Origin of the sequence: Xanthomonas cissicola (assembly GCF_008801575.1) — a bacterium.
Lineage (GTDB): Bacteria > Pseudomonadota > Gammaproteobacteria > Xanthomonadales > Xanthomonadaceae > Xanthomonas > Xanthomonas cissicola.
Map to the genome: position 1 here is coordinate 1 of NZ_VZPL01000095.1, position 12045 is coordinate 12045.

General features: G+C 65.3%; 8 protein-coding genes and 1 pseudogene. 6 read left to right on the forward strand and 3 right to left on the reverse strand.

Annotation, left to right across the window (positions count from 1 at the left end; genetic code table 11):
* Positions 1 to 187: transposase (locus tag F7R02_RS22475; protein ID WP_151210039.1), on the reverse strand; the 187-nt coding region annotated here is incomplete at its 3' end.
* 256 nt (positions 188 to 443) lie between these two features.
* On the opposite strand from F7R02_RS22475, the gene aptA reads away from it, so the two are divergent.
* The 6 genes from aptA to F7R02_RS22510 all read left to right on the forward strand — a co-directional run bounded on the left by aptA (position 444) and on the right by F7R02_RS22510 (position 11585).
* Positions 444 to 1808: an omega-aminotransferase AptA gene (gene aptA, locus F7R02_RS22485; RefSeq protein ID WP_181388256.1), complete on the forward strand. Its 1365-nt coding sequence runs from the start codon at positions 444 to 446 to the stop codon at positions 1806 to 1808.
* Positions 1809 to 1942: 134 nt separating this feature from the next.
* Positions 1943 to 2797, forward strand: coding sequence for a plasmid replication/partition related protein (locus F7R02_RS22490; protein ID WP_078589493.1), 855 nt, complete (start codon positions 1943 to 1945; stop codon positions 2795 to 2797).
* 382 nt (positions 2798 to 3179) lie between these two features.
* On the forward strand, positions 3180 to 4484 hold the full coding sequence (locus tag F7R02_RS22495) for a DUF445 domain-containing protein (RefSeq protein ID WP_014090415.1): 1305 nt from the start codon (positions 3180 to 3182) through the stop codon (positions 4482 to 4484).
* A 142-nt stretch (positions 4485 to 4626) separates the two neighbouring features.
* Positions 4627 to 8721, forward strand: coding sequence for a CHASE domain-containing hybrid sensor histidine kinase/response regulator (locus tag F7R02_RS22500; RefSeq protein ID WP_078589490.1), 4095 nt, complete (start codon positions 4627 to 4629; stop codon positions 8719 to 8721).
* Between the two features lie 31 nt (positions 8722 to 8752).
* The gene (locus tag F7R02_RS22505; RefSeq protein WP_078589487.1) at positions 8753 to 9739 is read left to right on the forward strand and encodes an HD-GYP domain-containing protein; all 987 of its coding nucleotides are present in this window, start codon (positions 8753 to 8755) and stop codon (positions 9737 to 9739) included.
* A gap of 418 nt (positions 9740 to 10157) precedes the next feature.
* Positions 10158 to 11585: a DHA2 family efflux MFS transporter permease subunit gene (locus F7R02_RS22510; RefSeq protein ID WP_078589485.1), complete on the forward strand. Its 1428-nt coding sequence runs from the start codon at positions 10158 to 10160 to the stop codon at positions 11583 to 11585.
* Positions 11586 to 11630: 45 nt separating this feature from the next.
* Here F7R02_RS22510 and F7R02_RS27600 read toward each other — a convergent pair.
* A pseudogene (locus tag F7R02_RS27600) lies at positions 11631 to 11750 on the reverse strand (IS5/IS1182 family transposase); the annotation flags it as partial.
* A gap of 168 nt (positions 11751 to 11918) precedes the next feature.
* Positions 11919 to 12045 (reverse strand): integrase core domain-containing protein (locus tag F7R02_RS22515; RefSeq protein ID WP_151210081.1); only part of this gene is annotated, 127 nt, incomplete at its 5' end.

Below are 12045 nucleotides of genomic sequence, written 5' to 3' on the forward strand. Positions count from 1 at the left end.
AACGGTTCATGCGTGTGTAGACCGTATGCCAGTTGCCAAAGCGCTTGGGTAGGCCGCGCCATTTGCAGCCATGCTCGGCAACGTAAAGGATGGCGTTGACCACTTGCAGGTTGGTCATGCTGACATTGCCGCGCTGCGCCGGCAGGCAGTGTTCGATCAGAGAAAATTGTGCTGGCGTGATCTCCATGCCCAATAGTTTAATCGCTCGGGCCATTAGTGTTAACAGGCCCTAATTGACTAGTCTGTCTGCACTTCGCCAACCGCGTCGCGAAACCCGTCCCCGCGCCGGCTGCACGCGCAGCGCTGCGGCAGGTGCCGGCATCATCCGGTCCTGGTGTCGCTCGACCGGAGTACGCACGATGCGCCTGCTACTCCTGTGCGCCTGCCGGCCTTTCAGGTGACGGCCGAGGCGCCAGCTGCGTACAGTCGGGCGATCCTGCACGATGGAGCCTGCCATGCCCCACCACCTTCCCAGCGACGCCGCCGATGCGCTGCAGGCACCGACGCAGCTGGACGCCTTCTGGATGCCGTTCACCGCCAATCGCCAGTTCAAGGCACGGCCTCGCCTGCTGGCCTCGGCGCAGGGCATGCATTACCGCGATGTCCACGGCCGCCAGATTCTGGACGGCACGGCAGGCCTATGGTGCTGCAATGCAGGACATGGCCGCGAGCGCATCGTGGCCGCCATTCGCGAACAGGCCGGCACGCTGGATTTCGCGCCGACCTTCCAGATGGGCTCGCCGCTGCCCTTCGTACTGGCGCAGCGGCTGGCCGCAATCGCCCCGCCCGGCTTGGGCCATGTGTTCTTCACCAACTCCGGCTCGGAGGCGGTGGATAGCGCGATGAAGATCGTGCTGGCCTACCACCGGCTGCGTGGCGAAGGCCAGCGCACCCGTTTTATCGGCCGCGAGAAGGCTTATCACGGGGTCGGCTTCGGCGGCATGTCGATCGGCGGCCTGCCCAACAACCGCAAGTGGTTCGGCCCGCTGCTGGCCGGTACCGATCATCTGCGGCACACGCTGGATCTGCAGCGCAACGCCTATGCGCGTGGATTGCCCGCACACGGCGCGGAGCTGGCCGACGATCTGGAACGGCTGATCACCCTGCACGATGCATCCACCATCGCCGCAGTGTTCGTCGAACCGGTGTCCGGTTCGGCCGGCGTGATCCTGCCGCCGGAAGGTTACCTGCAGCGGTTGCGCGCCATTTGCGACCGTCACGGCATCGTGCTGGTGTTCGACGAGGTGATCACCGGTTTCGGCCGCGTGGGCAACGCATTCGCCGCGCAACGCTTCGGCGTCACCCCGGACATCATCACCGCCGCCAAGGGCCTGACCAGCGGCACCGTGCCGATGGGCGCGGTGCTGGTGGCCGATGCGATCTTTGATGCCTTCATGCACGGGCCGCAAAACGCGATCGAGCTCTTTCACGGCTATACCTATTCCGGCCACCCGCTGGCCTGTGCAGCGGCGATTGCCACGCTGGACACCTATGCCGAGGAAGAGCTGTTCACGCGCGCGATCACGCTTGGCCCGCAGTGGGAAGACGCACTGCACGGCCTGCGCGGCTCGCCGCATGTGATCGACATCCGCAACATCGGCCTGATCGGCGCGATCGAGCTGGCACCACGCGACGGCGCCCCGGGCGCGCGCGGTTACGAGGTCTTCGAGCGCTGTTTCCACGAGGGCGGCCTGCTGGTGCGCGTCACCGGCGATGTCATCGCACTGTCACCGCCGCTGATCGTCACCCCGGAGCAGATCGGGCAGATGGTGGAGACGCTGGGCAAGATGCTTCGCCAGGTGGACTAGGCTCGGCTGGCCTTAGGCAACGACCGCAACGCCGGCGACAGGCCTCCGCGTGTCACGCATGCAGGCGCCCGTCAAGCGCGCAAAGCCGGGGCCGGCTCACTACAATGCCCGCCCCGCATCCCAGCAGTTGCCGTATGAACATCGTTGTCAAAGAAGAACTCAAGGCCTATATCGACCCGCTGACGCCCGACGAGCAAGAGGCGCTGGAACGCAGCCTGCTGGCCGAAGGCTGCCGCGATGCCTTGGTGCTGTGGGGCGATGTGCTGGTGGACGGCCACAACCGCTACGGTCTGTGCCAGAAACACGGGCTGCCGTTCCAGACGGTGCAGAACACGCGCTTCCAGTCCATGCAGGACGTGCACCTGTGGATGATCGAACAGCACCTGGGCCGGCGCAGCGTGTCCGACTTCCAGCGTGGCGTACTGGCGTTGCGCAAGCGCGAGATCCTGGCCGCACGCCAACGCAGCCAGCGCGACGCCGACGCCGCAGCCGAAGCGCCGGCGGTGGCCGGCGACCAGCCGGACACTGGCCTGGAGCAGAGCAGCACGCACACCGCCGACGACACCGACAGCCCGCCGTGGGACGAAACCTCTACCCCGGTCAGCCGTGCCGAGCTGGCCCGCGAAGCGCGCCTGAGCAGCAACCAGGTGGTGATGATCGAACGCATCCATAAGCAGGCCGCGCCGGAAGTGGTGCAGGCGGTCAAGGCGGGCGAGATTTCGATCAGCGCCGCTGCCGCGGTGGCCACGCTGTCGGAGGACGAACAACGCGCCGCCGCGCAGGCCGGCAAGGCCGAACTCAAACAGGCCGCCAAGCGTGTACGCGATGCCAAGCGCAAACCCAAGGCCGACGAGGCCGAAGGTGGCGAAGCCGAACGCCGCGACATCAAGGCCCTGCAGCGCCGCGTCACCGAACTGGAAAACGAGAATGCCGCGCTGCAATCGAAGGTGACCGCACTGCAGGCGCAGCTGGAACGCCTGCGTGGCTGAGTGCACCCGACAGTCGACAGCAACACGTAGGAGCGCACCTGTGCGCGACAGGCATTCCCGATAAAGCCCGTCGCGCCCAGGTGCGCTCCTACGACAGCAACAGCCGCTGGGGTGCCCGTTTCAAGCGCAGCCAGAGCATCTGTGTGGCGGAGAACGCGCACCTGCTAGCTAACAGCCATCGCGTAGGAGCGCACCCGGGCGCGACAGGCATTCCCGATAGAGCCCATCGCGCCCGGGTGCGCTCCTACGACAGCAGCCGCTGGGTCGCCCCAACCCAGGCGCAGCTGGAGCACAAGGCACGCAAGACGCGGCCACCAACTGCGCGCGATGGCGCCAACTGCCGTGGACATTCCCTGGTCAAACGACTGGGTACACTTCACCGATGGAACCCAGTCTCAGCACTCCCCGTCCGATCGATCCTCGTCGTGCCCAGTTGCAGCGCATGAAGCTGCTGGCGGTGGCCTTGTTGCTGGCGATGTTCGCCGGCTTCGTCGTCAGCCACCTGATGGGCGAACACGGCATCTGGGCCTGGGTGTCGGCCTTCTGCGAAGCGGCCACGGTGGGCGCATTGGCCGACTGGTTCGCGGTGGTGGCGCTGTTCCGCCACCCGATGGGCCTGCCGATCCCGCACACCGCCATCCTGCCGCGCGGCAAGGAACGGCTGGCCGACGGGTTGGCAGTGTTCGTGCGCGACCAGTTCCTCGCCCCGGATGCGTTGATGGAAAAGCTGCGGGTATTCGATCCCGCCAGCCGGCTGGGCGATTGGCTGGCCAAGCCTGAGCAGGCACGCATGCTGGCGCAGATGACGCGCGGCTGGATGCTGCAGGCGCTGGAACTGCTCGACGAGGCAGCCGTCCGCCGCGCGATTCAAGGCTTCGTGGTCGACCGCCTGCGCAAATGGAACGCCGCCGCCACCATCGGCGATGTGATGGCCCTGCTCACCACCGACGGCCGCCACCAGAAGCTGCTGGATGAAGTGTTGCTGCGGCTGGGTGAATGGCTGGACCAGGAGCAGGTCAAGACGCGCGCGTCTGCATTGATCGTGCGTTACGCGCGCCGCGAATGGCCCAAGCTGGTCGGCACCGTGAACTGGGTCAAGCCGATCGAAGAGATCGGCGACAGCCTGGCCGACCGCATGGCGCGTGCGGCGATCGAAGAACTGCAGGACATCCTCAAAACGCCCGAGCATCCAATCAGGCTCGACTACGAAGCGTGGCTGCAGGGCTACATCACGCGCTTGCGCGACGAACCGGAAATGGCCGTGCGCGTGGAAGAACTCAAGCAACGCGCCATCGAACATCCGGCACTGCAGGACTATGTGCAAGGGTTATGGGGCGAAATTCGCGACGCACTGCGCAATGATCTGGCGCGCGAGCAATCGTCGATGGCCGCGCACGTGGAGCGTTCCATGCAATCGCTCGGCCGGGCCTTGTCGCAGGATCCCTCGCTGCGTGAAGCGCTCAATCAACATATGTTGCAGGCCGCCGACAAACTCACCGCGCGCTTGCGCACATCGGTCACCGACCATATTGCGTCGACGATGAAAAGTTGGGACGAACGTCACCTCGTCGAACAATTGGAATTGGGGGTGGGACGCGATCTGCAATACATTCGGTTCAATGGAACGTTGGTCGGTGGACTGATCGGACTGATTCTTCACGCGTTGTCGATCTGGCTGTCGTTTTGATGCGGGAACGTCGATCGCCCATCCGAGATGACGTGCAGGCTTGGGGGACTGCACACAGCCGCCGGATATCGGGCGGCACCACGAGGTCGACGCAGGTCGGCCAGCACTCTGGGCACGTAACAGGCAAGGCGAAGGAACGAACATGCCGAAGGGCCGCTGGGATTTGCGCAGGACATACGGGCGTCGCGCATTCTTTGGTGCACTGCTGATTCTGAGCGCCGGCCTGGTTGCCGCCATCGTCACCGGCGTGTGGCTGCAACGGCAGAACGAGCTCGAGCGCCAGCAACGCTTCGACTACGTAGTGCGTACGCTGGCGCGCAACATCAGCGAGCGCATGTCCACCTTCGAGCATGGCTTGCGCGGCGCACGCGGTGCGGTGATCGGCGCGGGCAGCGACATCATCAGTCGAGAACGCTTCACCTTGTATAGCCGCTCGCGGGATTATCCGCGCGAGTTTCCCGGGGTGCTGGGTTACGGCTACATCCATCGGGTCGCCCCGGCCGACGAAGCCGCATTTCTGCAGGCCGCGCGTGCCGACGGCGCGCCGGACATCCATCGCCGGCCGTTGGCGCCATGGGATGGCGAGCGTTACATGGTGCTGTATTTCGAGCCGGAATCCTCGGGCAACCGCCCGCTCGGCATCGATATCGCCTCCGAGCCGCGCCGGCGTGCCGCCGCCCTGCAGGCCGCACGCAGCGGCGAGCCGGTCATGACCTCGCCGATCTCGCTCTCCGGTTACCGCGTTCCCAGCGAAAGCGGCTTTCTGGTGCTGCTGGCGGTCTATCGGGAAGGCATGCCGTTGCAGACCCCGCAACAGCGCATGCTCGCCACCAGCGGCTGGGTGTATGCGCCTTTCAGCGTCGAGCAGATGGTGCGAAGCGCATTGGGTGAGCGCGACGACGTGGCGCTGGACCTGTCCGACCGCAATGAGCCCACCCACAATTTCTATCGCAGCGGCACGCCAGCCAGCGACAGCGCGCTGAGTCCGCCGGTGGTGCGGCTGTTGCCGATCTACGGCCGCACCTGGGTCATCACCGCCCACCCCACCGCCGGCTTCATCGCATCGCTCAACCAGAGTTCGCCCTGGTTGATCGGCGGGCTAGTGATGGCCGCCGCGGTCTTGTTTGCCGCCCTGCTGGTGCTGTATTTCAGCAATGGGCTGCGCCGCGAGGAAGTGCTGCGCAAGCAGATGGAACTGGCCGCGCTGGTCAGCCATTCCAGCGAAGCCATCGTTGCCGAAACCCCGGATGGACGTATCACGCACTGGAATCCGGCCGCCGAGGCGATGTTCGGTTACACGGCCGACGAGGCGATCGATCAGGACCTGACCATGCTGCTGTCGCCGCAGCCGTATGCGATGCCTGAGGTCGACCCTGCCGACGCGGCACTGGCGGGCAACGCATCGGCGGCGCAGATCATGCGCCATCGCGACGGGCATCAGGTGCATGTGCTGGCCAGCAAGGCGCCGATCATCGAGAGCGAAGGCACGCTCAGCGGCCATTCGCATTTCTTCCGCGACATCTCCGACCGCGTGCGCTCGCACCAACGCATCATCGACCTCAACGCCTCGCTCGAACACCAGGTCGCCGAACGCACCAGCGAGCTGGTGAAGTTCTCGGTGCTGCAACGCGCGATCCTGGCGCACGCTGGCTACGCCATCATCGCCACCGATTCCAGCGGCTTCGTCACGCTGTTCAATCCGGCCGCCGAAAAACTGTTGGGCTACAGCGCGGCAGAAGTAATCGGACGACGCAAGGCCAGCCAGTTCGTCGAGCAAGAGGAACTGCAGGAGCGCGCGCACATGCTGGCCGAGCAGACCGGGACACAGGTGGCGCACACGCTGGAGGCGATCGCCGCGCTCACCAGCCTGGGGCGCAGCGACACCAGCGAGTGGACCTACGTGAGCCATGACGGGCGTCGCCTGCCGGTGCTGCTGACCTTGAGCACCCTGCGCGACGACCACGACCAGGTGATCGGCTATCTCGGCGTGGCGGTGGATCTCACCGAGCAAAAGCTGCACGAAAAACAGCTGCGCCTGGCGATGGATGCGGCCAAGAGCGCCAACCAGTCCAAATCCGATTTTCTGGCCAACATGAGCCACGAAATCCGCACGCCGATGAACGCCATCCTGGGCATGCTGTACCTGCTTCAACGCAGCGAACTGCCCGGCGCCGCGCAGGACATGGTCGCCAAGATCGACCGCTCCGCGCGCACGTTGCTGGAGATCATCAACGACATCCTGGACTTTTCCAAGATCGAGGCCGGGCGTATCGACCTGGAATGCGCGCCGTTCGATCTGAACCAGCTGTTCGATAACATCGCCGACCTGATGCGCTCCTCGCTCAGCGCCAAACCGGTGGAAATGATCGTCGAACCCCTGCCACGCGACAGCCGTTGGCTGCTGGGCGATGCGCTGCGCATCAACCAGGTGTTGGTCAACCTGGTCGGCAATGCGATCAAGTTCACCGAACAGGGCGAAGTGGTGCTGTCGGTACGCCGCTTCCCCAGCGGCGACCCCAACAAGTTCAAGCTGCTGTTTTCGGTCCGCGACACGGGCATCGGTATTTCCAAGGAAAAACAGAGCGTGATCTTCTCGCCGTTCCTGCAGGCCGACACGTCCACCAGTCGGCGTTACGGCGGCAGCGGCCTGGGTTTGACCATTAGCCGGCGCCTGGTCGAATTGATGGGCGGCGAACTGGAGGTGGAAAGCGTGCCCGGCCGCGGCAGCGAGTTCTATTTTGTGGTGACGCTGGAAAAATCCGCGCCACCGCAGGCACAGCGCGAATTGCCGGCTTTGCCGCCGGAAGCGATGCCGCGCGTGCTGATCGCCGACGACCACGATGCAGCGCTCAACAACCTGGTGCGCATCGCCACCGAACTCGGCTGGCGCGTGGATGCGGTGGCCAGCGGACAGGCCGCACTGCAGGCCATCGAACACGCTGCAGACCCCTACGATATTTTCCTGCTCGACTGGCGCATGCCCGATATCGACGGGGTGGCCATCGCGCGCGAGATTCGTGCACGCGCCACGCCCGGCCCGCATCCGGTCATCGTGATGGTCACCGCCTACGAGCGCCGCCTGCTGGAGCAGCATCCCGAGCAGCAGGATCTGGATGCGGTGATGACCAAGCCAGTGACCGGCGCGGCCCTGCACCGGCTGGTCGAACAACTGCTCGAGCAACGCCCGGGTACCCGCCCTGCCACGCCGACATTCGTTGCGCGACGTCTGGAGGGCGCCCACCTGCTGCTGGTCGACGACAGCGACATCAATTGCGAAGTCGCCCAGCGCATTCTGGAGGGCGAAGGCGCCATGGTCACCGTCGCCCACGATGGCGAACAGGCAGTGAGTACGCTCAAACGCGCGCCCAACCTGTTCCACCTGGTGCTGATGGATGTGCAGATGCCGGTGGTGGACGGTTACGAGGCCACGCGCCGGTTACGCCAGATCCCGGCCCTGGCCAGCCTGCCGGTGATCGCGCTGACCGCCGGCGCGTTCCGCCCGCAGCAGGAAAAAGCGCTGGAAGCGGGCATGAACGGCTTTATCGCCAAGCCATTCAACGTCGAAGAACTGGTCACTGCCATTCGTCATTTCCTGCAGCCGGGCACACGGCGCATTCCATCGCTTCCGCACGAGGCGCAGGCGCACGCCGGTCCCGAATGGGAATACAGCGACCCGGAACTGCTGGACGCCGCACGCGCGCGCAGCCTGTGGCGCGAGCGCGAACCCTATGCGCGCTATCTGATCAAGCTGCTGCGCGACAACCCGGACCCGGCTGAGATAGCCGCCGAGCATCTGCGTCGCAACGAGCTGCCGGCCATCGGCGCGATGGCGCACAAGCTGCGCGGCGCAGCCGGCTCGCTCGCGCTGCCGGCGCTGGCCGGTGCAGCCGGCGACCTGGAGACGCGTATCGAGGAAGGACACGACATCACCGCATCGCTGATTGCGTTGAAGGACATCATGCAGCGCACCGCCGACGCGATCCGGGCATTCTTGCAGCATGGCGACAGCGACGTTGCCGCCGACGAGGAGGGCGTTGCGTTGGATGCAGACAGCGTGCAGATCCTGACATCGGCCTTTGCCAGCGACGATGCCGACCAGGTCGACCATGCGCTGTTGATCTGCGCGCCACGCTTGCCGCGCGCACTGCAGGAAGCCCTGCAACGCGCGGTCGAAGATTTCGACTTCCGCCGCGCCGAAGCCACGTTGCGCGAGTGGCAGGCCACCCACCCGCACTGATCGCTCCCCGAGCGTCTGGCAAGGATCCACCATGCCGTCCCGCCCCCTGCTCTGTGTCGACGACGAGTCCAGCAACCTGGCCACCCTGCGCCAGCTGCTGCGCGATGACTTCACGCTGGTATTCGCCAAATCCGGCGGCGAAGCACTGGATGCGGTCAGCCGCCACGCCCCAAAGCTGATCCTGCTGGATGTCGAATTGCCCGACATGGACGGCTATGCGGTGGCGCGCGCGCTCAAGCAGCAGCCGTCCAGCAACGCCATCCCCATCCTGTTCGTGACCTCGCGCAACAGCGAACACGACGAACGCCTCGGGCTGGAAGCGGGCGCGGCCGATTACGTCAGCAAGCCCTACTCGCCTGCGCTGCTCAAGGCACGCATCGGTACCCAGTTGAAGCTGGCCGAAAACGCACGCCTTGCCCAGCAATACCGCGAGGCGATCCATCTGCTCGGTACCGCCGGCCAGGGCCAGGACGCCGACACCGGCGCGCATATCTGGCGCATGGCGGTATATGCACGTGTCCTGGCCGAGGCGGTGGGCTGGTCGCCGCAGCAGGCGCAGACCCTGCAGGACGCCGCCCCGTTGCACGACGCCGGCAAGATCGCAGTGCCAGGCAGCATCCTGCAAAAGCCCGATTCGCTGGACGAACACGAACGCTCGGTGGTGCGCCAGCACCCGCAAGCCGGCCATGACCTGTTGCGCCACGGCCGCGGTCCGGTGTTTCAGTTGGCAGCGGAAATCGCGCTGCATCATCACGAATGCTGGGACGGCAGCGGGTATCCGCAAGGTTTGTCGGGCGAGGCGATTCCCGAATCGGCACGCATCGTGGCGGTGGCCGACGTGTTCGATGCACTGTGCGGGCGACGCGCCTACAAGGCGCCGTGGACGGTGGAGGACGCCATGCGCAAGCTCGACAGCATGGCAGGCAAACAACTGGAACCGCGCCTGGTGCAGCATTTCCACGAGGCATTGCCGCAGATTCTGCAGATCAAGGACGCTTGGGACAGCCCAGTGGCGTAGCGCTGATCCGGGCAGGTCCCCGCGCTGATGCAGGCAGGCGAACGGTCGCGAAACGCGATTTGATGTCGGCGGTCCTTCGCCGCAGCCTCATCCCAACCCTTTTTTCAGCAGGAAGGGGCTCAGCAAGGCGCCCGCCTATGCCCTTCTCTCATTTGGAAGAAGCCTCGAAGGGACGGATAAGCGTGCGCGCGCCGCGGCCGCGTTCCCCGGCATGTAAGTTTCCTCACGGCCGCGTCCCTCGCAGCGCACAACGCCTGGCCTGCCCCCAACAAACGTACGCAGCGTTGCTGCCATTGGCTTGAATGCAACGCTGCAGAGGCAGACAATGGGCATGTTGCGCCGCACAACACCGTGCGACGCGGGCCGACCCTGCAGTCGTCTGCGACGCAGGCGGCGCGGCCCCGCAACCGAGAGTCCGATGTCCTCCAGCGTGTCCGAGGCCGGCGCTACGCCGCCGCGTTATCCCGATTACCGCATCATCTCGCTGATCCTGGCTTGCGCCATTTTCATGGAGCAGATGGATGCCACCGTGCTGGCCACCGCGCTGCCGACGCTGGCGCGCGATTTCGGCGTGGCGGCGCCGGCCATGAGCATCGCCATGACCAGCTACCTGCTGGCCCTGGCGGTGCTGATCCCGGCCAGCGGCGCCATCGCCGACCGCTTCGGCCTGCGCCGCGTGTTCGGCGCCTCCATCTGGGTGTTCGTCGGTGGTTCGATCCTGTGTTCGCTGGCCGACAGCCTGCCCACCATGGTGGCCGCGCGCGTGCTGCAGGGCGCAGGCGGCGCCATGATGGCCCCGCTAGGCCGGCTGATCCTGCTGCGCACGGTGGAACGCCGCCATCTGGTGTCGGCGATGGCCTGGACGCTGGTGCCGGCCTTCATCGGCCCGATGCTCGGCCCGCCGCTGGGCGGCTTTTTCGTCTCGTACCTGGATTGGCGCTGGATCTTCTATATCAACGTGCCGATCGGTATCGCCGGCTTCCTGCTGGTGCGGCGTTTCATTCCCGAGATTCCCACCGAATCGGGGCCAGCGCGCTTCGACCTGCGCGGCTTCGTGCTGTGCGGCACTGCGCTCGGTTGCCTGCTGTTCGGCCTGGAAATGGTCAGCCAGCAAAACGGCATCGGCACGGCCAGCTGGTTGCTGGCGATCGGCGGCAGCGCTGCGCTGGGGTATCTCTGGCACGCGCATCACCACCCTGCTCCGCTGCTGGATCTGAGCTTGCTGCGGATCGACTCGTTCCGGTTGTCGGTGATCGGCGGCGCATTGATGCGCATCACCCAGGGCGCGCATCCGTTTCTGCTGCCGCTGCTGTTTCAGATCGGCTTCGGCATGAGCGCTGCGCACAGCGGCCGCCTGATCCTGGCCACCGCGCTCGGCGCGTTGTTGATGCGCAGCATCACCCCGCAACTGCTGCGCCGCTTCGGTTATCGCAACAGCCTGATCGGCAACGGTGTGCTCGCCAGCCTGGGCTACATGGTGTGCGCGTTGTTCCGCCCCGATTGGCCGCCGGCGCTGATGTTCGGCCTGTTGCTGTGCTGCGGCGCCTTCATGTCGTTCCAGTTCGCCGCCTACAACACCATCGCCTACGAGAACGTGCCTGCCGCGCGCATGAGCCGCGCCAGCAGCCTGTATACGACCTTGCAGCAACTGATGCTCTCGGTGGGCGTGTGCGCCGGTGCGATGATCCTCAAACTGGCGATGCTGGCCGGCGATCACAGCCAGCCTGCGCAACGCGATTTCTCGCTGGCGTTCTGCGTGGTCAGCCTGATCTCGCTCAGCGCCACCTGGTGGCATCTACGCTTCGACAAGCATGCCGGGCAGGAAATGAGCGGGCATCGGGCGTGAAGTAAGGGGAGATATCGCTGGCGCTCCAGCCGAGCCGCTTCGGCTGTGTGACGAACCCAACTCCAACCTCTTCTTGCGTGCTGCATCAAGCAGACGACTATCGGTCGGATAGGCGATCGCCTTCTCCTGCACCGTGGTGTCCACGTTCACCCGCGACAGCTCGCGCCGATTGCCGTGATCGGGCTAGCCTGGTTTATGTGGGGACAACTAAAATAAATATCCTCCAAATTTATCCAAGCCAAAAAGAATCCACTTTTCAGTGGACTCTTTTAAAAGCTAGCAGGTGATTACCGACATCAGGCGACGTCCCCCCACCCTGAGTAGTGGTTTGGTTTAGAGTCCGGGGGTAATGATATCGGTGTTTGCCAGATGTTGGGCATAAGCAGCCGGGGTCATGCCGCCGATCGCCTTCTTGGGTCGGTCCTCGTTGTATTCGCGTCGCCAGCGTTCGATTTCGGTG

Bases quoted from the DNA above. Each gene is read 5' to 3' on its own strand.
- F7R02_RS22505 (WP_078589487.1), top strand. From the start codon at position 8,753: ATGCCGTCCCGCCCCCTGCTCTGTGTCGACGACGAGTCCAGCAACCTG.
- F7R02_RS22510 (WP_078589485.1), top strand. From the start codon at position 10,158: ATGTCCTCCAGCGTGTCCGAGGCCGGCGCTACGCCGCCGCGTTATCCC.
- aptA (WP_181388256.1), top strand. From the start codon at position 444: ATGGAGCCTGCCATGCCCCACCACCTTCCCAGCGACGCCGCCGATGCG.
- F7R02_RS22495 (WP_014090415.1), top strand. From the start codon at position 3,180: ATGGAACCCAGTCTCAGCACTCCCCGTCCGATCGATCCTCGTCGTGCC.
- F7R02_RS22490 (WP_078589493.1), top strand. From the start codon at position 1,943: ATGAACATCGTTGTCAAAGAAGAACTCAAGGCCTATATCGACCCGCTG.
- F7R02_RS22500 (WP_078589490.1), top strand. From the start codon at position 4,627: ATGCCGAAGGGCCGCTGGGATTTGCGCAGGACATACGGGCGTCGCGCA.